The sequence below is a fragment of the Pseudomonas sp. TMW22091 genome, assembly GCF_022496705.1.
GTDB lineage: Bacteria > Pseudomonadota > Gammaproteobacteria > Pseudomonadales > Pseudomonadaceae > Aquipseudomonas > Aquipseudomonas saxonica.
The window spans coordinates 105,458-128,458 of the sequence record NZ_SCFI01000009.1 but is presented as its reverse complement, the minus strand read 5'-3'; the positions used below and the strand labels follow the sequence as shown (position 1 = coordinate 128,458).

Genomic DNA, 23,001 nt, shown 5'->3' with positions numbered 1-23,001 from the left:
ATAGACCATTGCGACGGATTATCGAACTAGAAGCCGGCCCCCAGAAATGACTTATCCCAAAATGTGCTGACCCGCTACCCACTGAGCGAGCTAGTGAAATCGGCCAGTTGCCGCCGCATCAGTGGATGCCTGCCCGACCTCCGAAAAGTGTGTTGCCCGTTCGCTTACCCTTCAGTGCTCGAACATCGACGGAGTGGTGATTGACCGCAAGCGACGTGCAAAATCCTCGTGTGCAATGCGGCATATACCCTATATCTGCTTGCAGCTAGTCGAGGTTGAACCCCCTTTGGTAATAGCGTCGCAGTGCCGCCAGCATTGCCGCCTGATGAGCATTGGCCGAGGCATTTCCCCACTCATTTTTCGAATAGATCAAGTCCATTTTCAAGGAGTCAGGCCGCTTCTCGAGCGCCCTTTTGTTAAGGAATCGCTGGCGCTTTTCGTTGTAGGGCAGATTGCCGTACTCCGAGTTGATACTGCGCGAGACAAGCGCGAGATTGCCAAAACGGTCCAGCCAATCCTTCGAGACCTTGTTGGTGTCGGTCGCTTGTGGATTCTGCGGCGAAATATGTTCTACCGAGTTCTTTGCGGTAAAACGGAAATTGCCCCATAGCTCATGGTCACGTTGCTGTTCATGCCAGAGTACGAAGTCCAGCTTGTAGAACCAGTAATGCGCAAAATCAACGCCGCGGCTCCACGACAGCACATCCTCGAACTGGAGTGCAGATGCGGTGCGCCAGGGCTCGTCCATAAACGAGCGGGTACGCGCGACCAACGGTTTGTTGGTAGCCTCCCCCAGCAACTGGTTATCCAGATGACACAGGAAGCCGTAATAGCGCTCCACCTCGCTGCCGCCACCACGCACGGTGTGCGCATGCTTGTGGATGAAGTAGAGAAATGGCGTCAACCAGTAATGAGTGGTGATCTCCTGCGAGTGATACAGCATGCTCTGCAGCAACGACAGGCCCTGATGCAGGGAATTGTCACGGCTGCGATTGATGTAACGCTTGTCATCACTGGGAGAAATCGAGGTATGGCAAACCTGGTGGATCTCTTCATCGCCTTGATCGACCCACTTGATGATGTACTCATCCCACAGCACGCGCATACGCCAGAGCAGATCGATGAATCCCTGCGCCCTCGCCTTACGCTGCATTGGCTCCGTCGGCACCAGCAAGTGCGCCTCGAACAAGGCGAGCAACTGGCGATCTAGCACGCGGGGCAGATCCGCCCGCCCTTGCTCCTTCAACCAAATGCGCAGCACATGAAGCAAGAAGAGCGGAAAGCCGATAATGCTTCGCGCCCAGGGCGCTTCTCCGTCATCCACGGCGATGGCTGTCGGATCCGTGCCGATGCCGGTAAGCCCGCCGTCAACGATAGCTTGCAAGGTCAGTCGTTCGTCGTCTTCCGCTTGCGCAGCGTCAACCTTTCGGCTCAGCAGCCCGTGCACGGCGCCTGCATTCAGCAGTTGCCCCTTGTTATAGAGATCTCCCAGTCGATGCGCCTCCAGCTGGGTTTCAAGGCAAAAATTGCGCTCGACAAAGCCACTCATGTCGGCACAGGCATTCCACAATGCCGCATAGCGGGAACGGCTTTCTGCAGGGATGTCGCGCAGCAGCCTGGCCTTGAGAATCTCGTGGTGCTGTAGCTGGATGCCACGATTATTGATGACTTCGAACAGCTTGTTCAAATCCATGCCCTCGGGCACCTGTGTGAGCACCAGCGAGACGTTGCGATAAACAAAGCCGGCCAGCGCCTTGAGATATTCATCATCCACAGGCCCGCCGTCCGCACGCTTGTAAGTCTGCGCGAAGGAGGCCATCAATTGCTGAGCCTCTCTCATGCTCTGGGTGTCGATGGCTTCGCTGGTCGTCGCTCTACCTCCCGGCATCATGCTGGCAAGGAAGACGTTCACCTGCTCTCGGATCGAGAAGTGCAGGCGCGGAATCGCACCGTCCTTCAGCACAACCCTGCTGAAGTCCCCCATCACCTGGCTCCATACCGCCACCGTGCTGAGCATCCACAGCGTGGTGAATCGCTGCTGCCCGTCGATTAGATCGAAGCGGCGCACGCCCTGATCGCGGTCTTCCTCGGCGGTTTTCTCCACCAACAGCGTGCCACCCAGGAAAAACTGCGTGTCGCGTCGATCGAAGGCATTGGCCATATCAGTCAGCAGCGTCTTGATCTGGTCATCACCCCATACGTACAAGCGCTGGTAGATCGGCACATTGAAGCACCAGGCGGCGTCTTGCTTGTTGACCAACTGCTCCAGAGTGCAGAGGCTGGAATCAATTTTCATGGCGATCTTCCTGGAAAGCCTTCAGGCTCGCCTCGAGCCATTGCGATTTGCCCGCAAGGCTGCGGCATTCAGAATCCGCTTGCCCCCGATAGAACTCCAGGACAGCCCTTTTGTATCGCCCCTGCACACCATTCCCCACTTCAATCGTTTCATTGGCATACAACGACGCCACGGCCTGTTGCCGTTGCTGCAGAAAATCCAGCACCTGTTTCGGGTGGTAACTCTGTGCAATCACATCCAGCAGGTTCAGCTCGGCCAGCCTGAAGAAGTTGGCGGCAGTCTCCTGTTTGACCTGTTTTTTCTCCAGACGAATCGCGCCCAGCAGAAACTCCAAGCGCAGGGCAAACGCGGTCAGTTGCTCAACTTCGAACTGATCCACGTACACCAAGCTGCAGAGCATAAAGATCTCGCGCAGATACTCCTGGTTGTTGCGCAGCAGCTGTCGATAGATCACGCGGAACGAACTCACGTGCCTGCATGGCTCAGGATCGTTGATCAGCCTTTGTAGCAGCGCGGCGTACTTATCTGTGTAGAGAAAGAATCCCAAACCCTCATGAATGGGCTGGCGCAGCGCCATCGGCAAGTTTGCGGGGTTGTGGCTGACACGCAGTTGACTGCCCTGCAGTAGGTACTCGCCGTCGCCCGCCAGCGTCAGCGCAGTCGCCAGCCGATTGTGCCGGGTGGCGTAGAGTGGCACGCTGTCGATACGACTGCGGCTGTCTGCAACATGGGGCCAGGTGTCGCGCTGGAACTCGGCCAGTAGCGCCTCGTGCCTGCCCGCAGGCGTTTGCGATCCGCGCCAACGTCGCGCACGCCAGAGAAAACGATTGAATAGGTTGGGTGCGAAATCCTGACCTGGAGAAAGTATCGCGGGGTGGCGTTGCAGTGACTCCCAACGCTCAGCGCAGTGCTGCTGCAGTGCTGTCTTGAGCCTGCCCTCACCATCTGCATGATCGATCGCACGCAGGTGATAAGCCTTGAGCAAGTCGGTGGCCTCTAGGCGCACTCCGCGGTTGTTCTGGGTATCGAAAAAGGTGAAGGCAAGATCGGTGCTGTCCACTTCGATCACCGTCAGACGAAGTTTTTCGATAACCTCCCGCGCAATCGGCTCTAGCTGCTTCAAAGCCTGCAGTCCTGCAGAGATATGCCGCGCGGATTGCCCCGAATAGCTGAGCGCCTGGCCCGCTGGCAGCATGCCGGTAGCCCGGTAGTACAACAGCGACAACGCTGTAACGCGTTGCTGACCATCGATGATGAACCGTTTCGACTGGTATGCATTGCGATGCAGTAACACCACACCCATGTAGTAAGGCAGGGTGTTGTCCGCCTGCTCTGCAAATTCTGCGAGGTCACTGGCCAGTTGCATCAGTTTGTCCGGGCCCCAGACGAAGCCGCGCTGATAGCTGTCCAGTGCCAATGGCCAGTCACTTGTCTTCAGCAAATCGGAGAATGACAGGGTGCTGACCCGAACAAGAGATTCCTGCGTCATGGATCGAGCTCCCCTGCTCAGCTCTCCTCCCAGCGTTTACGCAACGTCCTGATCCGGGCATCACCCCGCAGCGCACGCCGATCTGGCCCACATAGTGCGACTGACCCTTCCGGCAACCCAAAGACTTCTTCGATCGCTGCCCGAATGCTGCTTACTTTCGCATCCGAACGTGCGGCACGATACCGCGCCGCCTTCCGGCTGGCAGTGACAACGGCCAGGTCTTCATCCTGCTCATCCGAAGAATCCAGCTCCTCGACATCCCAGACCTCGTCCTCCTCATCCTCCTCGATAGGCTCGGCATCGTCACTGCCCTCTTCGGCCTCTTCGGCTTCAGCTGTCAGGTCTGCCAGACTCTGGCCGTGGGAATACCAGGTGCAGGCATCCTCTTGCTCCCATACCAAACCATCCTCGAGATGGAAAGTGCGCAGGGCGGCAGAAGACGAAATGTAATCACTAAACCGCGACTTCACCGTCGACAACTGCTCAAAGCCGGCGCCCAAGGCAAGCAGAACTTTCTTGGGACCTGCAACCAACAAGAATTCAGACCAGCACGGCTCGTGGAAATTGACGCTAACAGAACCGTACATGTAGAGAGTCGCCCGCAGTGATGCGTCCTGTTCGGCCAACCGGGTCAGTACCTGCATCACGGTGCGGTAGATGCTGAAGCCAGCATTCTCGATGGACTGCGAATCAACCTCGACGGTGGGCAGCGGGGACCCACTATTGACGAACGCGAGCTCCGATACCGATTTCTTGATCATTGCATTCATTCCTTGAATAGGTCTTGGGCGGGCACGTCGCCGTTTGCGGCAAAGTAATGAGCTGGTTGCAAATCCTTTCGACCGAGTGTGATGAGGTCACGCCCGATAATGGCAAAGGGATGGCTAATTGCGCAGATGGTGCCGGGATACTGCAGTGGCAGCAAGCCCCAAAATCATGCCAGAGCGCTCCCCCGACAGATCATTGCCACCGCCCAACACTATCAGCGTCGACATATCCGTCTCCCTGTCAGCACCACCTGCCCCAAGAAAGCCCTCCATGCCTATTCAAAAAGCAGCTACCGGCAACCTGTCAGTGTCAGCTATCAAGGAAAACAGGGCCAGAAAAGTTGTGTCGATACGGTGATCTACGGCTCAGTGTCGGACAAACCAATGGTTCTCGGGTAGAGAGAACGTCATTGCTCCGACACCTCGTCGTGGGACTTCTCTAAATCGAATTTCATCGTTGCACAACATCTTCTTGAGCAATGGCACAACGAGCCTCATAGGCGTTGTCGGCGGCAATGGGTTTGTCGCATAACTGGATGTGGGTTGATCACTACGTCCTGAGTGATGTGCAACCTACCTCTAAATTCCGAGTCTGCGAAACAAGTAGTCGCTACCAAAATTAAAGGTTATTCACTGAGGGCCGATAGCCATACGCCAGCATTGTACCGATGTCGACGGTGTTCCCCGAGCCGCAAGGACGATAAGGTTGCTCAATTTCCCGCACCACGCCTCCTTATGCATGCCTCGGATCGCCGAGATGACTGGGGTGCATCGCCTGAACACAACTTGCGCGCCCCATAATTCTAGATAGCAACAGGTCGCTGCGGCGAATCGAGTACATTTAGTCAGACAGGAAGACACCATGACTGCCGCCGAAGACATCTCCGAAGGCCTCTACCTTAAACTTATCGATCACATCAGCACCTTGCTCAAAGCCTTGGCACGGGGTGCCGACGATCCAAGCCTAGCCACGGCTCAGGCAGAAGCGCAAAGCAAATTGCGGGAAATCGAACAGGCGCTGACCAAGGCAATTAACGAGCTAAAGGACAACGCCGAACACAAAACCTTCACCGTTGCGTTCTATGGCGAAACCAACGCTGGCAAGTCGACACTGATCGAAACCTTGCGCATCTTGCTCAGGGAAAACACCAAACGTGAGCAACGTCAGCGCTTCCTAGCCTTGCAACAGCAGTCGGGGTTGAGCGAAGAGGCGTTACAGGCACTGGAAACAGAAATCGAGTCGCTGGTCAGCCGCCTGGCCCAGGCCGAAAGTGAAACGGCCGCCGTCGATGCCCTCCATGACCAGCGCCAGGTCGAACAGCAGTTGCAAGAGGACGCCCTGCGCGCGCGTATCGAAGAACAGAAGCGAAGCGCTGGTCTGATCCAGCGCATTATCAACCTGCTACGCAAGCTTCCCGAAGAAATCGCTCTGGTGCAGTTGCAGGCCGGCGCCTCTGTTTTGCCCCTGCAGCGTGAAACCGAACTGACCAGACTGCGTCAGCACAGCGAAGAGATTCAGTCCCGGCTAGGCGAAACCCGTCAGCAACATGCAACGGCACTGGATAATCTGCAGCAACTGGCGGCCTTCGAAGACGGCAGCATCATCGGTGATGGCCGCGCTGACTTCACCCGTCAAACTCAAGCGTATGCCTTTGATTCAGAAGGGCAGCATTTTCAGTTGCTCGATGTTCCTGGCATCGAGGGTGACGAGAGCAAGGTCAGTGAGCAGATAAACAACGCGGTCAAGCGTGCCCATGCGGTGTTCTACGTAACGTCCAAAGCGGCACCTCCGCAGACCGGTGATGCCGGACGTCCTGGCACCCTGGAAAAAATCAAGGCACAACTGGGTGCGCAGACGGAAGTCTGGACGCTCTACAACAAACGCATCACCAACCCCATGGCTTTGCAAAAACCCGCCCTGATCAGCCCTGACGAGCAGGCCAGCCTGGATGATCTCGACCAGATCATGCGCAAGCAACTGGGCGAGCATTACCAGCGCAGTATGACCCTCTGTGCCCTGCCCGCGTTCTATGCAGCAGCCGATTGCCTGGTGCCACGCTCCACGATAGCGATCAGCCGCAAGAAATTCCTCGATGCCATGGCGCCAGACGCGCTGCTGGAAAAATCCGGCGTCAAGCAATTCTATCGACACCTGACCCGAGACCTGGTCACAAACGTGAAGGCCAAAATACGCCGCTCGAACATGAACAAGGTTCAACTCGCGGTAACCGACGTTTGCTCAGAAGTGAAAGCCATCCAGGTAGCGCAGTTCGCCCCACTGGCCAAAAAACTGCACGAGGAAGCCGAGAACGCCTGCCACCAGCTGCAAATTGCGTTCAAGTCCCTCAACAGCCGCCTGAACAATGCGGGCGAGCAGGCCATCGGCGAATTTGAAGATGCCGTGCGCAAGCGCGTTTACGACCGCATCGATGACGACATCAGCAACGATGATTTCAAAGCCGTGCTGGAACGGGTACTAAAGAGTGAGCAGTCGACACTGCAAGACAAACTGCCGGCAACACTCGACAAGCAGGTTGATCAGTTCCAGAAGAATGTCAGCGAAATTGTCCAGCGTTTCGAATCGCATGCCAAAGACCTGTTGGCCGGCTACTCACAGATCGGTAAGGCACGTCTGGCCGGAGACTTCAGCCTGAACGTGAGTATCGACAACGGGATCAACGTCGTGGGTTTACTGGCCAGTCTGGCCGGTGGTGCAGTGATGATCTGGAACCCCGTGGGCTGGGTGCTGATGACCATTGGCGTGGCGACGCTACTAGTCGGTCTCGCGAAGGCCGTGTGGAGCTTTTTTGACAGTGACTACAAGAAAGGCCAACAGCGCAAAGCCACCGACAACAACCTCGACAGCGCTTGCGAGGCCATCCGCGACGGTTTCCGCGAAACCCTCGCGCAGGCGCTGCCGCCACTGGAAGAGAAAATCGAGCAGATCCGTACCGTTCTGCAGAAGCCCGCCCTGCAAGCACGGCACATCAACCAAAAACTCGACGCTGCCCACCTCGGCCTGAAAAAGATCGCCAGCGACCTCAAAGCATAAGGAACTGCACCATGAATTCGACCCTTGAGCTCTTTCTGAATCAAAACAACAAGGCTCTGGCACTGCTGGACAAACTGCGTGTATTCCTCGAGCAAGGTGCTGCACTGGGCGTCAACATCGACCCGACACTGCTGAGCAAACTCGAACATGCCAGCCAGAACCTGGCCAAAGACAAGCTCAAAATTGCCTTGATCGGCGGTTTCTCTGAAGGCAAGACGTCCATCGCTGCGGCCTGGATGGAACGTCTCGACAAATCCAGCATGAATATCAGTCAGCAGGAGTCATCGAACGAGGTGAAAGTCTACGAAGTGGATGACAACTTCGTGCTGATCGACACTCCCGGGCTATTTGGTTTCAAGGAACAGTACAACGCCGATATCAATGCGATGGAGAAGTACAAGGACATCACGCGCAAATACGTCAGCGAAGCCCACCTGGTGCTGTACGTGATGAACTCAACCAACCCGATCAAGGACAGCCATAAAGATGACCTGAACTGGCTGTTCCGCACGCTCGATCTGCTGCCGCGCACCGTATTCGTATTGAGCCGTTTCGACGAAGTGGCCGACGTGGAGGATGAGCCGAGCTACGCGCAGCACCTGCAGGTCAAACGCAACAACGTCGAAAGCCGGCTTCGCGAGTCCATCGACGCCAGCGACGCGGAGGTGGCTGCGCTGAGTATCGTCGCGGTGGCTGCGAACCCGTTCGACATGGGGACTGACTATTGGCTCGAACGCCTTGGCCAGTTCAAGACGCTGTCGCACATCGTCAGCCTGCAACAGGCCACGGCGAGCAAGATTCAGTCCAGTGGCGGCCCTGCGGCGATTGTCGATCAAGCGCGCAAGAGCGTGATCCTCGACGTGCTGCATAAGGAACTGCCGGTGGCGGTGGAAAACGATCAGCGCCTGGGCGATGAAGTCGAGCGCCTAAGTGGCGTCAGCCGCACGCTCAGTCGTCAGCTCGTCGGCGCCAAGAGTCAAATAGGCGAGGTGCGTATCGGCCTGCGTGATTTTGTCTCACGCTATTTCTCCGGGCTGATCATGCGTACGGAGGGACTGACCCAGGAAACCTTCAAGGAGTTCTTCGAGCGTGAGATTGGGCGTGATGGCGTCATGGTGACCACGCGCCTGCAGAACGAATTCGATCGTCAACTCAACGGAGTGAGCCAGGAACTCAGCCGCATGCGCCTCAGCTTTGACTCCGAGATCGATCACTTCAACACCAACGTGATCAACCTGGGCAAGCAAGGCGTGAACTATGTGATCAAGGGCAACCTGATCAACAACGGCAGCATTTTGGCTGCCCGCGATGGCATCGTTAACGTGGCCAAGACCCTCGGCGTGGATCTGGGCAAGGCACTGAAATTCAAGCCTTGGGGCGCGATTAATCTGGCGAAAAACCTCAACGGCATCCTGTCGGTTGCAGGCTTGGCGCTGGAAGCCTGGGACAGCTATGAACGCAAGAAACGCGAAGATCAGTTCAGACAGGCTATCGCAGAGATGGTAGACAACTTCAACAACCAGCGTGAAGAACTGTTAACCATGATTCAAGACGTCTCGTTCGAGGAGCGCTTCTTCCCCGATTACGCCTCGCTTGATGCCAATGCCGCAGACGTTCAGGTCGCCATCGATACGCAGAAAAGGTTGCGTGAACAATTCAAGGAATGGCGCCAAAGCGGGGAGTTGATAGAAGCCGAATTCACCCGGATCGAGGGCTAAGATCATAATGAACACGATGTGCGTGAGCCGCTGGTTAATGGTTTCTCCAAAGGGCCCCGAAACCTGCGCCGAGAATGGCGCCCTGGTGCATCTGCGCCAGGGCGATGCCGACGGCGCTTGTGGCCCATACGCGCTGATGATGGCGTTGCTCACACTCGGCGTGCTGGAGCGTAAAGAGATCACTGATATGAACCTCTGGGATGGTCGCAGCCGCGAAGGCAAGTTTCGTAACGCGCTGATCTCCCATGGCGCGTTGATTTCTTCCGGTACCAACGGCGAGGATCTGGCGAGTCTTGCCCAGCATTTCCGCGGAAGCGGCATTGAAGCCGAGCACGTGACAGGCAGCAAAAAACAGCTAGTCAGCAAACTACGCCACGCGCTGGACAGGGACGCCATTCCATTGATAGGCGTAAGCTGGTCGAAGCATAGTGGCCACTGGATGATGGTCGTGGGCCATCAAGGCTATGTGCACAAAGGTCAATATCAACTGACCCATTTGCTCTGCCTTGATCCTAGTACTGAAGCCCCCAGGGCCTCCCTCTGGAACGCAGTGATTGAGGTATTCACCGAAGAGGGCCAGTCAGTGTCGCGCGGTATCTACAGCAGTAATCACTGGGGAATGGACGGCAATACCAGCGCCTGCAAGCTTGATGAAGCGGTTGTGCTCGAATGCAATGAGGAGTGATAAAAACATGTCAGATAACGCATTTGAAAAGGACTACTCGGACGATTCCTTCTGGGAAAAAGTCAAAAGCTACGCAAAATCCGCAGGCGAGGCCGCCCTCGAGCCAGCGCTGAAGATGTATTACGCCGCAACAGATTCGGATACCCCAACGTGGGCGAAAACTACCATTTATGGAGCGCTGGGATATTTCATCTCGCCGATTGATGTCATCCCGGACATCACTCCAATCGTAGGATACACCGACGACATCGGCGTTTTATGCGCGGCTTTGGCCGCAACCGCGACCCACATCAAGGCCGAGCATGTGACACGGGCGAAGCAAACACTGAAACAGTGGTTCTCCTGATCGCAACGCGATGCCTCACGCAAGACTGTGTTTGAGTGAGGCATCGACAAACCCGGGCCATCACAATCTGACACTCCATGCGTCCCAGACTCCTGGATTACCAGCCCAGCCCCTCAAGACGCGTCACCGACTTGAACGCGACAACCATCACATCAACCTTACACAGCGCGTTCACCGATAATTTTAGGTTACGCTTCGCACCATACTGCACCAAAGAAAAAACCGAACTAGCCGGCTTGTTTCTGAAGAAAAAGGCAGAGCGCTACATGACTCTGTAGGTGACCGCAGGCTGGTGAGACCAACACCACGAAATGGTGAGATTATGGGGGGATGGCGAACAGCTTCTCTAAGCGGCTACCCGCAAAACTGTCACAGCAGTCTCCTGTGCGCACAAAATTCTGCATGCCCTCGAGATTTTAGGTGGATAAATACAACAAATGAATTCGAATAATTTTTATCCTCTAAAAGCTCGCTGGCCCCAGCTGTATCAGCATGCATCGTTTGCCGAATGCTACGTGTTTTCAGACCCGCACACGGCGGCCATCAAGATGCGCTGCTTCGCTGAAGTCCTGGTTGGCATTCTCTACAGAGAGCTGAGACTTCCGAGCGAACCGACAGATGGTTTTTTTGAAAAGCTCAAATCGCCGGATTTCCGGGAGGTTGTCGGCGACGCCGTCCTCCAAAAACTCCATGCCCTTCGGATGCTCGGCAACAAAGCCGCCCACGGCAACTCGATGGGTGCCGATATTTCCCTTCTACTGATTGAGGAGGCATACCTTATCGGTCAGTGGTTCTACAAGACCTACAGCGGGGAATGTCTCGACGGGTATCCGCCCTACACTGCTCCGACTAAACCCTCTGAGCATCTCGCAGAGCTGAGCAAGACAGGAGAAAACCTTGCTAAACAGTTGGCCGCTGCAAAGGAGGAGTTGAGCCTATTGGAGGCTGCGGAGAAAGCCGCCCAAGCCGAAATCGCAACCCTAAACCAGACGCTTGACGAGGCTAAACTCCGAGATTTCAAAAACTCTGCCGCGCGGGTCACCGAAACAATCGATTTCAAATCCGCGCACACGCGCAGGCTGATAAGCACCAACGACGCCTTCGCCGGGTATTCACTGACTGACGGACAGGCGGAGCTGATTAACCGGCTGGAACGATTCCTCGACGGCAATGAGGAAAGCGTGTTCCTCCTCAAAGGCTACGCGGGCACCGGCAAAACCTTCGTCACCAAGGGCCTGACCGAGTATTTTCGCGCGATAGGCCGAAACTACGTTCTTGCCGCGCCGACCGGCAAGGCGTCCAAAGTAATCGCCAGCAAGACAAAGTCACCCGCTTACACGATTCACAAGACCATTTACTCGTTCGACGACATTTCTGAGTACCGCGACGCCGGGATAGACGGAACCGAGACGTTCAAGTTCTACGCTCAAGTGGCGGTGAACAGCCTTTCAGCTGATACGGTCTACATAGTGGACGAGGCGTCCATGATTGCGGATATCTACCAAGAGGCGGAATTTTTTCGTTTCGGGACGGGATACCTGCTGGCCGACTTCCTCAAGTTCGTGAACCTAGACCACAACGATCACAGCAAAAAGGTGATTTTCATCGGTGACGACGCGCAGTTGCCACCGGTGGGCATGAGCTTCTCGCCTGCTCTGGACGCGGATTACCTATTGCGCAAGCATCACACACGCTCGACCGGGTACGAACTGTCGGAGGTGGTTCGGCAAAAATCGGAAAGCGGCGTAATCGCAAACGCAGTACCGATTCGAAAGTCTTTGCAAGCCAAGGTTTTCAATCAACTGGTGATCGATTTCGACCATCCCGACGTCCAGAAGGTGGAACACCAGGATCTGATGTTGCGCTATCTCGAGTCCTGCGGCGGCAAGATTAACGGGGAATCCATAGTCATCGCGCACTCAAACTCCGACGTTGGGGACTACAACCGCCAAATCCGGGAGCATTTTTTCCCAGGCTGTCCAGAGGTTATGCCCGGGGACAAGGTCATGGCGGTCTCGAACAGCGACGCCTGCGGGATATTCATCTCGAACGGTGATTTCGGCTTGATCCGGCAGGTAATTTCCTCCCCGGAGAAACGAACCATTACGCTTAAAAGGAAAGTCCCTGACTCGGGAAAACTCGAGGAAATACCGGTTGAGCTGACGTTTCGTGATGTAGTGGTAGGCTTCAAAGATCTGGAAGGCGTTGCTCGTTTTTTCCAGATAAAAATCCTGGAGGATCTGCTCTACAGCAAGGAGCCCGGCCTCTCGTCCGATCAGAACAAGGCACTCTATCTGGATTTCTGCATTCGCAACGAAGGCATTAAGAGGAACAGCGCTGAGTTCAAGCATAAACTGAAAACCGATCCGTATTTCAACGCGCTGAGGCTCAAGTTCGGCTACGCAATCACCTGTCACAAAGCCCAAGGCAGCGAATGGAATCATGTGTTTGTGAAATCCAAGAGCCACCAAAGCCAGCTGACAGCCGACTATTTCCGCTGGTTCTACACCGCAATCACGCGCACGGCAAAAAACCTTTATTTGCTCGACCCGCCGAACCTGCAACCGTGGAGCCGCATTAAAATCGTTTCGAATCCTGCTTTGGACTTACTTCAAGTCCCGAATCCGCTGAAGGATATTCTTGCCATGCCCGCCAGCCCACAGCAGCCGTCTGTGGCCCTTGCTCTGCAGAACTCCGACACATTTGGCATTCCCGCGACGGCGTCGTTTCTGCTTTCTCTGCTGGCCGAGGTCTGCAAGCTGATCGAAGGCCAGGGCATCGCCATTGAGGAGGTGTTTCACAATCAATACCAAGAGGTTTACCACTTCAAGCACGAAGCAGAGTTTGCTCGGATAGACATCGCCTACAACGGCAGGAACAAGGTTACCAGCCTCGTTGCCCCCCGCCTTACGGACCTGGGCGCCAAGTTGGCAGCTCTACTCGCTCCGCTCAAAGGCAAGCCGCTGTTTGCGGGCACAGACTCCCCGATTATCGAGATGCGCTTCGCCAAGCCATTCCTGAACGATTTCCACGAGAAGGTTCTCAGCCTTTGCGGTGAGAGCGGCATTGCCGTTCAGAAGGTTGTAGAGCAGCAATGGTCCCAGCGATACAGCTTTGCCAAAGATGGCGCGGTCGCCGTTTACGATGTCTGGTACAGCGCGAAAGAACAATTCACGAAGTGCCAGCCACTGATCAGCGCCTGCTCGCCGGGCTCGTTGGTCGGTGACGTCGGCTTACTTCTTACAAAAGGAATGCAGGGGTGATTACAAACAAGGAGGTTTTCGCCAAACGCAAGGAAGGTGCGATTGATGAGGCATATCGGATGGCACTGGAACTGATGGGGGCGCCGCAGGTAGATAACTGGGACCGGAAAGCATTCTGCTGGACCCTGATCGACCTCATCAAGCGGGACGCCAAAAGCGGGAACCAAGAGAACCTGCCCCACTACCGCAATCAACTAGAAGGCAGCAAAGTCGACCTCTCAGACGACGTGCTCGCCAAGGGGATTCGTAATGCCCTGGCGCTGTGCAATTCCCACGGGCAGCAGATCAGCCAGGCGAAAGCCCTCAGCAAGGATGGCCAGCATGCGCAAGCAGCTGCCGTTTATCGCACGGTGTGGGCCGACGGCGCCGCCGACAAGGAAACCCAGACTGGCCTTGGATGGGCGTTGTTCAAGCACTCCAAGGAGTTGATGGCTGCCGACAGCGTTAACCTCGGAGCCATCAAGCGCAACCTGCACGACTATCTCAAGCTGGATGTTGAAAAGCCTTCGCTGCTGCACGCGTGCGTACTTCAACTTGCCGCGAAACTCGCAGGGCAGGACAAATTGAGCATGCTTGGTTTTTCGCGCCTGTGGAAACTAGAATATCTGCGCTCGGAGGATTTCGAGCGCTACCGAGCGGAGGACGGCAAGGGATACCCGTCCTTGGCGGAGAAGGTCATCCAGCAGGCAGGTAAGGAGGCCAGCGCCTCAACCAACGCCGAAGACCAGAATTACATGCTTCCCCATATCAACGCGGCAATCGAGCGATTTCCCGACAACATCTGGCTGAAACTCGACAAAGCGAAGGTGCTCTTGTCCTTGGGCGCGCATGACGAGGCCTTAGCCTTCGGGCTCCAAGTCGCTAAGGCCAAGGCAAACGACTACTGGGCTTGGGGGTTACTGGGGGACATCGTTTCTCGCACCGACCAGCAAGCGGCGCTGGGCTGTTACTGCAAGGCACTGTCCTGCCCCGCCGATGACAAATTCACGGGAAAAATCAGGCTCAAAGTCGCTCAACGAATGTTGGAATGCAATGACTTGTCTGCCGCCAAGCGCGAAATCGAGACGGTTATCGCCTCCAAGGAGAATGAGGGCCACAAAATCCCCGAAACCGCGGCTCAACTCGCTTCTCAGCCATGGTTTGCCGAATCGCAGGCCAGCGCTTCAAACCGTGCCTTCTATCAGACTCATGCGGCAGCTGCCGAAACTCTGCTATTTAGCAACTTGCCTTGGCTCGATGCCAACATTGGCGAAAAATTTACGGTTCCTGGCAAAGAGGACAAGCCGAAGCGGAGGTTATTCCTGAAAACCTCCTCTGTCCCGACAGAGGTGAGCATTTCCGAATCCAAGGTTGTACGCAAGAAGCTGGCTCCGGGCAATGCGGTCAGGTTCAAGGGCGAGTTTGACGACAATCAGAGGTTCAGGATTTTCGTGCTGGAAGATAGGCCATCCGAAACGCTTTGGGATGTTTTTCCGGAAAAAACAGGTGTGATCGACCACATCAACAAGGACAAGCACGTCCTCCACTTCATCGTCGACCGCGAGATAGAGGGAGTAATCCCTCTTTCCGAACTGTCCGGTTCTTTCGTTGAAGGGGACTCGATAGGTCTAAGGCTATCCCGATACACGTCAAAAAAAGGCCAGGGGTTCCGTGTGCATCAGGCTTGGTCGACCGACAAACAGCCAGATGCACATGTCAAAAAGGCATTCTGTGAGGAGGTACGCGTATCCAATGGCATGGGCTTCACGGAAACCGACATCTTCGTTGCGCCCCCGCTCGTGACAGAGCACGGAGTCGAGGATGGCCGGAAAATATCTGGCACAGCTGTGCTGAGCTACAACAAGAAGCGGGCTTGCTGGGGGTGGAAAGCCGTTTCGATTGACGCGGAATGACTAGTGCCGTTGCTGGGAAACTGCCAATAGTTTAACTCGAATCTCAGCTCTACTATTTGCCAATTGCCCCTGTAGGTCGATTCCAGCCCCAAGTCAGTCGGTAGGTCCCGGAATTCCTGAGCGGCCCTTTTTCCCATCGAACTTATTTGGCGTCCTGCCGTACACAGTCGGCACGTTGTCCAGCTTACGGAAAAGGCCGTCCAGTGTAGGGTCACCGCCCCCCAGCTGCCTGCAACGCGCCGCGCAGGCCAAGGTGGTTGACGGACGATTCGTACTTCTGTGGTTTGCCTTCAATGCTGCCTATGCCACCGACATCGATGAGACCCAACGATTGGCAAGCGAGTACCGCCATTTACCAACGCTAAGTTATCGCTAAATGACGTTGCGAAAATTCGCGCTCTTCGTAATCGGTAATTCAGAAACGTTTCGGAACACTCCTAGTTCTCCGCTGAGTACAGAGTGGCTGCGATGTTCCCAAAGAGTCCCGAATTACGCTGCATATTGAGCATTCTAGCGGCTGGCGAGTTGTTTTCTATCTTGAATTTTGCCAGTTTCAGCTTGGCTTCCTCGCTTAGGTAGACCGTAAAGGAACGGGCGTTGCAGGTTGCGTAACGGCATTCAGTTATGCGGCAACAGCTCGGCGATCTCGCTCGTTTCGTCGGCAGCCGCGCCAGTACGCCCTTCAAATACGCGTACGGATCATGCACATTGAGCTTGGCCGACTGGATCAGACTCATCAGCGCCGCCGCGCGTTTGCTGCCGCACAACGACACGGCAACGCGCACTCAATTTCCAGCCCCTGGTCCCCAATAACACTTGGAATATCTCGATTTGCCGCGTGATTTCAACTAATTTCTGCTTGAAATCCCAATCAAAAAAAATTCAGACCTATATCACCTCTGTGAACGCCCACCGTATTAACTGCGGTAGGGATTTGGCGTGCCTGCTTTTTGGCTAGTACGCTCATCACTTGAGAGGATTTACGTATGTATGCCCCTTGCCCTAGCTGCAATTCTGGACGTGTCGCAAAGAAAAATATCGGTAAGCAAACGGGTGGGTTGATTGGCGCTGCAGGAGGTGCAGTCAGTGGGGCCGCCGGAGCCTTGTCGGGAGCGGAAGCCGGTGCGGTACTCGGCATAGTCGGCGGGCCTGTTGGGATTGCTGTGGGTAGTATCGCTGGCGCCATACTCGGAGGGTTGTTTGGTGGTGCTGCCGGCGGGATCGCTGGGGCCACACTGGGTGAACAGATTGATGAGAAGGTGCTGGATAACTATCAGTGCCTGGAATGCGGTTACAGCTTCAGCACCCGCGCTATTAAGGTGCCGCATAACACCCGCTTTGATCCGCAAGCGGTAAAGAAGCAGTTAGGCATCGCCGTCTCCCACTGGGACGACTTCATGCACCGCATGCGAATGCTGTCGGAACGCAAGGTTCAATGCCATGAGGCCTTGGGGTTTTTCATGAACGTATTGTGTGATGCCAGCCCCAACAGTCCACTACCCGCAGTACTTCCTAACGAGCGGGCGCTGCGCAAGGTGCAGAGCCTGTATGAAGGTCAGGGGCGTGGCGCCACACTGGTGTCGGCTCAAGGAACCGCCTGGGGCTTGCTCAATGCGGTGACCGAGTACGTTGATCACGAGCGGCGTGCCCGCAGTACTGAATACCGCATGGACTCGGCCTGGTTTGGCCAAGGGGCTGTCATCAAACAACGCGCCCTGCAGGCCGCACTGCAACTCGCCGCCTAGCTCCACTCCCTAACTCAACCATTAAAACGCCTGGTCAGCTTCTGCTGGCCGGGCGTTTTTTATGCCGCACAGGAAAACATCATGGGCACACAAACTCTGCAACAACCCAGCAGTAAACCCCGTCCTGCCTTACGCCTAGTGGGGACTAAACAACTGCCGCGCGAGGACTGGTTGGCCGTGCGTAAACAAGGTATCGGCAGCTCGGATGCCGCCGCGGCCGTGGGCCTGAACCCTTACAAATCCCAGCTGGAGCTGTGGCTGGAGAAAACCGGGCGTGACATTTCACTACCCAAGATCGATCCACAGGATGGAGACGATGATCCACTGGGCAGCTTTGTCTTTCGTACCACCGGCTTTAACAGCATCCGCACCCTGGCAGCGCGTCTGCATTACCTGCAAGCCATTTCCGGCAATCGTCTGGCCTGTCTACCGCTGGAACTGCGTCTGCGTGGCAAATCCACTCGGCAGAGCCATGGCACGCCGATCTTCTACGTGGACATCACAGTGCGCAGCGGGCTGAGCCTAGAAGACGCCTTGCTGGAAGCCAAGCAATTGGACAAAGCCCGGCAAGCCTCCGGCTTTGACCAGAGCGCCTTGGATCACGCCGCCCAGCAGGGCTTTAACAATGGGGCCTTTGAGGACAGCGAGGAGGACACCGGTGCCGTCGTCGAGGAGTTCTTTCCCGTCCTGGAAGATCAGCCCAGCCCTGTAGAGCCCCAAGCCCAACTGGCAGCGCCTGCCAAACCCTCACTCGCCCAAAAGCTGGAGTCGCAAACCAAGCGGCACAACGGCAAGCCCACCGTCCAGTAACCGCGTTTCTCAATCCCACTCCGTTCTCACGCATTCGTACAGGAATACCCGCATGAAATATCACAAACTCATAGCCGGTGAAACGACCGGTACCTATGTCATGGAATCACCGGTCACTGAGGCCGACATCCTGCAGATGGCGCAACAACTGGCGATGAGTCGTCTGTCTAAAGGCCGGGCACTGACTGAGCCGAAGCAGGTCTTCAGCCACCTGCAAACACTGCTGCAGTACCACGAGTACGAAGTCTTTGCTCTGCTACTGCTCGACAGCAAGCACCGGGTGATAGGCTTTAGAGAGCTGTTCAGAGGCACGCTAGATGGGGCCAGCGTCTATCCACGGGAAGTGGTCAAGATCGCCCTAGAGCACAATGCAGCAGCCGTGATCCTGGTGCATAACCATCCCTCCGGCGATCCGGAGCCTAGTCAAGCCGATCGCACTCTGACCTCAACCTTAAAGAATGCCCTCAACTTGATCGGAACCCAGATATTGGATCATGTGGTGGTGGGCTATGAAGGATGCGTATCGCTGGCCGAACGGGGTTACCTTTAACCATGGCTCTCGTCAGGAAGACTTGTCCCTGGCATCCCCAGGGACAAGTCTTCCTGACGAGAGCTTTTTATTTTTTGTCCCGGTAGGATCAAGCAGTCTGCATGCGCGATCACCTCTCGGATCGACAACTGCTCTCAGACCTTTCGACAGGTATCAGCACCTGACCATCAGATCCTGTAGGGGACGGAACCCTTGGGATCTCTTTGATTAGCATGTTGAGCGACAGACTACGCAAACGCTGAAGGATTTTGTCAGGTTACCGAGCAACCGGATGATAGTGCTCGATCTTAATGCTGACAGACGCTAGAATGCTCAGCATTCGGAGATCCTACCCTATGATTGATGCTGTCGACCTTTTTTGTGGCGCTGGTGGTTTGACCGCTGGCCTGCGCCAGTCAGGTGTTCACGTTCATGCAGGTTATGACATTGATCAAAACTGCAGGTACGCCTACGAGCAGAACAACCATGCAGCTTTCGTGGCTAAAAGCGTCGAGGATGTTTCCGTAAAAGAGGTAGCAGACTGGTATCGCCCCGGACGCATCAAGCTGCTGGCAGGCTGCGCACCGTGCCAACCGTTCTCTAGCTATAACCAAGGCCGCGATACTCGTAACGATCGCAAATGGCCTCTGCTCTACGCTTTCAAAAGACTCATAGAAGGCGTTCAGCCTGAGCTGGTCACCATGGAAAACGTTCCAGATGTGACCAAGCACGAGGTCTACCATGACTTCGTCGCCGCGCTGGAGCGCCAAGGTTACTTCGTCTGGGCCGACCGAGTTCCCTGCATTGAATACGGATTGCCTCAGCATCGCCGCCGTCATGTACTGCTAGCTTCGAAGTTAGGGCCAATATCGCTGATTACAAAAACACATGAAGGTAAACCAGTCACAGTTGAGGATGCGATCGGCCACTTTCCTCGTCTAGCCGCTGGAGAGTGCGACCCGAAAGACCCGCTCCACAGATCGGCTTCGCTGACGCCGGTCAATCTCAAGCGAATCATCTACTCGCGCCCGGGTGGCACATGGAAGGACTGGCCAACAGACCTACGTGCCCTATGCCATCAAAAAGATAGTGGCAAGACTTACCCTAGTGTCTACGGACGTATGCGCTGGGAAGAGCCAGGTCCGACGATGACCACACTCTGCTATGGATTTGGCAACGGCCGTTTTGGCCATCCCGAACAGAATCGTGCCATCTCGCTGCGCGAGGCAGCCACTCTGCAGTCGTTTCCTATCGACTACGAGTTCATGCCAGTCGATAAGATCAACTTCAAGTCGGTCGGTCGAATGATCGGCAATGCAGTACCAGTGCGACTGGGTGAAGTGATCGGAATCAGTTTAAAGCGCCATCTTGAGCAGCTTAAGAAAGCCCGAACTCTCGCCTGAGGCGCAGCGTCAATTCCTCCCGCCGCTTGGTTTCACACTCCCAGACCAACAGCACACGCCAGCCCAGCGCCTACAGCTGGGCCTCCTTTCTGGCATCACGCTCGATGTTCGCCGCGAACTTGGGCAACCAGTACTCTTGCCTAGTCTTAGGTGTCGTTGCGTAACGGCAGTCAGAATGTCTATGCCAGAAGCACCCATGCACAAAAATTACAGTTCGGAGCCTGGGCAGAACAATGTCAGGCGAACCAGGAAGCTCCCGACGATACAGACGGAACCGTAGGCCCAAAGCATGCAGCTCTTGGCGAACGATCATCTCTGGCGCCGTATGGGCGCGCTTCACCGCCTGCATGATGTCACTTCGTGACATTCACCCTCCCAACAGAGCATCAGCCGATGGGCACGATAACCCCCGTGATCACCAATGCCTCTAGATGCCGATGAAGCTGCTCAGGCAATGGAACACCAGATATCAGAACTCCGGCCTCCATGTTCTGATCCATGGCGTACCCAGTGAGATTAGCGCTGGTGATGAAGCAGAACAGTCCATCGGCTACCGCGACCTTCGCATGCACACTGCCATTCACGAAGGCCGCATCTTTGTCCTTCCAAATGTAAAACCACGCATCAGGAACGATGTTCCGCAGGTTACCGATTGGATCAATACTGACCTTTCCACCCTGCGCGCTGGAGAGCTCCATCAAGAACTCTATTTTCACACCACGCTCTGCAGCTGACCTCAGAGCCTTGGCAATCGACTCGATGTCGTAAGCGACGTAACTTGTGATGAACAAGCGGTGCTTTGCAGCATTGATTACCTGAATCAACGCCTGTTCGGTTCGACGAGCAGGAACGAGCTCGGTAGTAGGTCCAGTCCATACCAGCTCGACCTTCTGCAGACTCTCAGCATGGCGAAAAGCATGGGCGGCGGCCAAGAGCATGGCAGCCAAGGTCTCACCGCTGGCCGTCGACGCCTTCCAAGCATCAACCAACCCCTTGAGTGCATTGCCCGCCTTGGCCGACAACACGCCTGCTCCAAGATCCCCTGCTTTGGCGGCGTCTCCCCCCCTGACTTTTGTCGCCAACGCGGCGACGCGGTCAGAAGATACGATGGAAACCAATTCGGATACCGCAGCCAATAGATTCCGCATCTCAAATATCCGGGAAGAATGCCGCTTTGGCATTCTCGAAAGTAGACACGACCATCGCCCGATCAAGGTAACGGTTACCACGCTCGCACGAAGTCTCCGCAACGAAAGAACATGCATGGCAAGCCGCTGCATGCAGACTCCGATCTTTTTTCGGGTCATGCTCAGCACACAAGGGATCGGAGGAACAAATACGCGCACGTCGCAAAGCCTGAACTAGTAGGCGTTCCAAGTTCTCTGGCTTACCCAACTCAACCAAACCACCCAAGGTTCCATCAGAGTCTGCGGCTGCCGTGTAGATAATGAAGCCACACTGATTGCCCTCTTCATTCACTTCAGCATAGATCCGCTCTCTAATGCTGGCCGCATTGTATCCGCACTCCAGCGCCAGCTCTCGGATCAGAAGATGCGCCAAGGTATGCAGCATCACGTACCGAGCGCCTGGGTAATTATCTTCAGGCGGACTGAGGTGGCGGGAGTTCCGCCAACCTTTATGCCCCCCGCGCAGACTCACATCTGTAGCCTGAACCTCGGAACTCCGCTCCCATTCGGCGATCGACTGCTCATCGAACTGAATGAAGATGCCTTCGCCGTGTACCTGATTCGCAGGCACCCACTCGGGCTTCGCTCGCGACAGCGGAGCTTGGACCGGTCCAGATCCGCTACCGCCAGAGTCGTCAGGTGCCTCGACTCGCGTGAAGCCGAGTAAAGCGTTGACCTCCCGCAGACGTTTTAGCAGCAACACCCTGGCGATCTTGCTTTGAAAGCCATTTGGAACAGCCACCGCCTCGGACATGAAGTGTGGATAATCATTCACTGGAGACGGATCAATCAGCACCCTCCATTCAGGCCCCTTGATATCAGCCTCGGTGACAGTCTCGTCACCCCGAGAACGGTATGCCTCAATTGCAACCCAGATAGCTTCCGCGGAATATTGATCGATGCCGGGTAGCGAACCGGTCTTCTTAAGCAGCTTGATGGTTAAAGGTACGTCTTCCGGCGTCTCGATTTCACCAAAGAAGCTCCAACCATCTTCCACCAATTGTGCCAAACCATCCTTCGCCTGAGGTATCGCCAATGCGGACAGGGAGACAGGGAACCAACTGTTGGTGGCTCCAAGCAGAACAGCACGAGGCTCAACGTCACAATCCGGCTCGAACTGATCTAGATGAGGATGCCGTCCACGGCAACCTGGCAAATTTTCCTTACCGAGTTGCCCGAATGCATGGGCCATATTGCGTGCTGCTCCACAGGTGTCACATTTGACCCAAAGATTCTCGGTTTGAAGTGACGCACCGCTTTCGAAGAATCGCAGCGTACCTTTGCAATCGCTGGGGCCACTGTGGACGAACCACTGCCAAGGGAAGTCATCCAGATGCCCATTCTTGCAAGCCAAAAGGAAACGTGCCGGAACAGCATCGGCATCCCTCGCGGGCTGATCCCCTTTGGAGCCTCTGCAACCCTGGTGAACAAAACGTGTCGCCTCTGGACGATATCTGTTTTCCTTGAGCTCGAACAAACCACTGTCATAGGGTGAGAGCAATCCGCACTTCACGCAACGCAGCCAGCGAGGAAAAGGGCGAACAGGAACCCCAACGTTGGCTTCTGCTGAGAAAGGATCTACCGAATCACTCTTGCTAAACGGCGGCATACGTAGCGACTCGACCTGAGAACCAAGCCTCTTTTGTACGGCAGCGAGCAGACGATTTTCGATCACTGGCTGACAACGATCCTTCTCCCAGACGTCAATGCCGGAAGTCACGACCGACAAGTTCGGCAAGTCGACGAGGGCACCTGGGCCGTAGGTCCACAACAGCTGACTAGGTCGAACCGAACCAACATGAGTTTTTTCGCTCGCCAT

At 55.6% G+C, this 23,001-nt stretch carries 13 protein-coding genes and 5 pseudogenes; 11 read left to right on the top strand and 7 right to left on the bottom strand.

Going from position 1 to position 23,001, the window contains the following annotated elements; translation table 11 throughout:
- Nucleotides 1-265: 265 nt before the first annotated feature.
- Genes EQV93_RS17145 through EQV93_RS17135 form a run of 3 tightly spaced genes read right to left on the bottom strand, consistent with a single transcriptional unit; the run spans nt 266 to nt 4,546 of the window.
- Nucleotides 266-2,296 carry a DUF262 domain-containing protein gene (locus EQV93_RS17145; protein WP_240892032.1) on the bottom strand — a complete coding sequence of 677 codons (2,031 nt, stop codon included), beginning with the start codon at nt 2,294-2,296 and terminating at the stop codon, nt 266-268.
- A complete protein-coding gene (locus tag EQV93_RS17140) occupies nt 2,286-3,785 on the bottom strand; it encodes a DUF262 domain-containing protein (RefSeq protein WP_272492678.1) in 1,500 nt (499 codons plus the stop codon). Before EQV93_RS17140 ends, EQV93_RS17145 begins: the two co-directional genes overlap by 11 nt.
- Nucleotides 3,786-3,802: 17 nt before the next feature.
- On the bottom strand, nt 3,803-4,546 hold the full coding sequence (locus EQV93_RS17135) for a hypothetical protein (RefSeq protein WP_240892030.1): 744 nt from the start codon (nt 4,544-4,546) through the stop codon (nt 3,803-3,805).
- 868 nt (nt 4,547-5,414) lie between these two features.
- On the opposite strand from EQV93_RS17135, the gene EQV93_RS17130 reads away from it, so the two are divergent.
- The 6 genes from EQV93_RS17130 to EQV93_RS17105 all read left to right on the top strand — a co-directional run bounded on the left by EQV93_RS17130 (nt 5,415) and on the right by EQV93_RS17105 (nt 15,508).
- The gene (locus EQV93_RS17130) at nt 5,415-7,604 is read left to right on the top strand and encodes a hypothetical protein (RefSeq protein ID WP_240892029.1); all 2,190 of its coding nucleotides are present in this window, start codon (nt 5,415-5,417) and stop codon (nt 7,602-7,604) included.
- Nucleotides 7,605-7,615: 11 nt separating this feature from the next.
- On the top strand, nt 7,616-9,322 hold the full coding sequence (locus tag EQV93_RS17125; protein WP_240892028.1) for a LeoA/HP0731 family dynamin-like GTPase: 1,707 nt from the start codon (nt 7,616-7,618) through the stop codon (nt 9,320-9,322).
- A gap of 37 nt (nt 9,323-9,359) precedes the next feature.
- Nucleotides 9,360-10,007: a hypothetical protein gene (locus EQV93_RS17120; protein WP_240892027.1), complete on the top strand. Its 648-nt coding sequence runs from the start codon at nt 9,360-9,362 to the stop codon at nt 10,005-10,007.
- A 7-nt stretch (nt 10,008-10,014) separates the two neighbouring features.
- Nucleotides 10,015-10,353 (top strand): YkvA family protein, encoded by a 339-nt coding sequence (locus EQV93_RS17115; protein WP_236309613.1) that lies wholly within the window; start codon nt 10,015-10,017, stop codon nt 10,351-10,353.
- Nucleotides 10,354-10,790: 437 nt separating this feature from the next.
- A complete protein-coding gene (locus EQV93_RS17110) occupies nt 10,791-13,616 on the top strand; it encodes an ATP-dependent DNA helicase (RefSeq protein WP_240892026.1) in 2,826 nt (941 codons plus the stop codon).
- Nucleotides 13,613-15,508 carry a tetratricopeptide repeat protein gene (locus EQV93_RS17105; RefSeq protein ID WP_240892025.1) on the top strand — a complete coding sequence of 632 codons (1,896 nt, stop codon included), beginning with the start codon at nt 13,613-13,615 and terminating at the stop codon, nt 15,506-15,508. Before EQV93_RS17110 ends, EQV93_RS17105 begins: the two co-directional genes overlap by 4 nt.
- 647 nt (nt 15,509-16,155) lie before the next feature.
- Here EQV93_RS17105 and EQV93_RS17100 read toward each other — a convergent pair.
- Nucleotides 16,156-16,284 (bottom strand): annotated as a pseudogene (locus EQV93_RS17100) (transposase domain-containing protein); the annotation flags it as partial.
- Between the two features lie 210 nt (nt 16,285-16,494).
- Here EQV93_RS17100 and EQV93_RS17095 point away from each other — a divergent pair.
- From EQV93_RS17095 to EQV93_RS17075, 5 genes and pseudogenes are all read left to right on the top strand, one after another.
- A pseudogene (locus EQV93_RS17095) lies at nt 16,495-16,812 on the top strand (hypothetical protein); the annotation flags it as partial.
- Nucleotides 16,810-17,253, top strand: a pseudogene (locus tag EQV93_RS17090) (DUF932 domain-containing protein); the annotation flags it as partial. The pseudogenes EQV93_RS17095 and EQV93_RS17090, both read left to right, overlap by 3 nt.
- Before the next feature lie 177 nt (nt 17,254-17,430).
- A pseudogene (locus tag EQV93_RS17085) lies at nt 17,431-18,063 on the top strand (recombination directionality factor); the annotation flags it as partial.
- Between the two features lie 52 nt (nt 18,064-18,115).
- Complete coding sequence (gene radC / locus EQV93_RS17080) at nt 18,116-18,613, top strand: RadC family protein (protein ID WP_240892023.1); 498 nt, start codon at nt 18,116-18,118, stop codon at nt 18,611-18,613.
- Between the two features lie 335 nt (nt 18,614-18,948).
- Nucleotides 18,949-19,995, top strand: coding sequence for a DNA cytosine methyltransferase (locus EQV93_RS17075; protein WP_240892022.1), 1,047 nt, complete (start codon nt 18,949-18,951; stop codon nt 19,993-19,995).
- Here EQV93_RS17075 and EQV93_RS17070 read toward each other — a convergent pair.
- The 3 genes and pseudogenes from EQV93_RS17070 to drmB all read right to left on the bottom strand — a co-directional run bounded on the left by EQV93_RS17070 (nt 19,970) and on the right by drmB (nt 23,001).
- A pseudogene (locus EQV93_RS17070) lies at nt 19,970-20,362 on the bottom strand (very short patch repair endonuclease). The gene EQV93_RS17075 and the pseudogene EQV93_RS17070 overlap by 26 nt on opposite strands.
- A gap of 19 nt (nt 20,363-20,381) precedes the next feature.
- Nucleotides 20,382-21,143 carry a DISARM system phospholipase D-like protein DrmC gene (gene drmC, locus EQV93_RS17065; protein ID WP_240892021.1) on the bottom strand — a complete coding sequence of 254 codons (762 nt, stop codon included), beginning with the start codon at nt 21,141-21,143 and terminating at the stop codon, nt 20,382-20,384.
- Nucleotide 21,144: 1 nt separating this feature from the next.
- Nucleotides 21,145-23,001, bottom strand: coding sequence for a DUF1998 domain-containing protein (gene drmB / locus EQV93_RS17060; protein ID WP_240892020.1), 1,857 nt, complete (start codon nt 22,999-23,001; stop codon nt 21,145-21,147).

Excerpts from the sequence above, each read along its gene's own strand:
- EQV93_RS17145 (WP_240892032.1), bottom strand. The coding sequence starts at position 2,296 with ATGAAAATTGATTCCAGCCTCTGCACTCTGGAGCAGTTGGTCAACAAG.
- EQV93_RS17140 (WP_272492678.1), bottom strand. The coding sequence starts at position 3,785 with ATGACGCAGGAATCTCTTGTTCGGGTCAGCACCCTGTCATTCTCCGAT.
- EQV93_RS17135 (WP_240892030.1), bottom strand. The coding sequence starts at position 4,546 with ATGATCAAGAAATCGGTATCGGAGCTCGCGTTCGTCAATAGTGGGTCC.
- EQV93_RS17130 (WP_240892029.1), top strand. The coding sequence starts at position 5,415 with ATGACTGCCGCCGAAGACATCTCCGAAGGCCTCTACCTTAAACTTATC.
- EQV93_RS17125 (WP_240892028.1), top strand. The coding sequence starts at position 7,616 with ATGAATTCGACCCTTGAGCTCTTTCTGAATCAAAACAACAAGGCTCTG.
- EQV93_RS17120 (WP_240892027.1), top strand. The coding sequence starts at position 9,360 with ATGGTTTCTCCAAAGGGCCCCGAAACCTGCGCCGAGAATGGCGCCCTG.
- EQV93_RS17115 (WP_236309613.1), top strand. The coding sequence starts at position 10,015 with ATGTCAGATAACGCATTTGAAAAGGACTACTCGGACGATTCCTTCTGG.
- EQV93_RS17110 (WP_240892026.1), top strand. The coding sequence starts at position 10,791 with ATGAATTCGAATAATTTTTATCCTCTAAAAGCTCGCTGGCCCCAGCTG.
- radC (WP_240892023.1), top strand. The coding sequence starts at position 18,116 with ATGAAATATCACAAACTCATAGCCGGTGAAACGACCGGTACCTATGTC.
- EQV93_RS17075 (WP_240892022.1), top strand. The coding sequence starts at position 18,949 with ATGATTGATGCTGTCGACCTTTTTTGTGGCGCTGGTGGTTTGACCGCT.
- drmC (WP_240892021.1), bottom strand. The coding sequence starts at position 21,143 with ATGCGGAATCTATTGGCTGCGGTATCCGAATTGGTTTCCATCGTATCT.
- drmB (WP_240892020.1), bottom strand. The coding sequence starts at position 23,001 with ATGGCGAGCGAAAAAACTCATGTTGGTTCGGTTCGACCTAGTCAGCTG.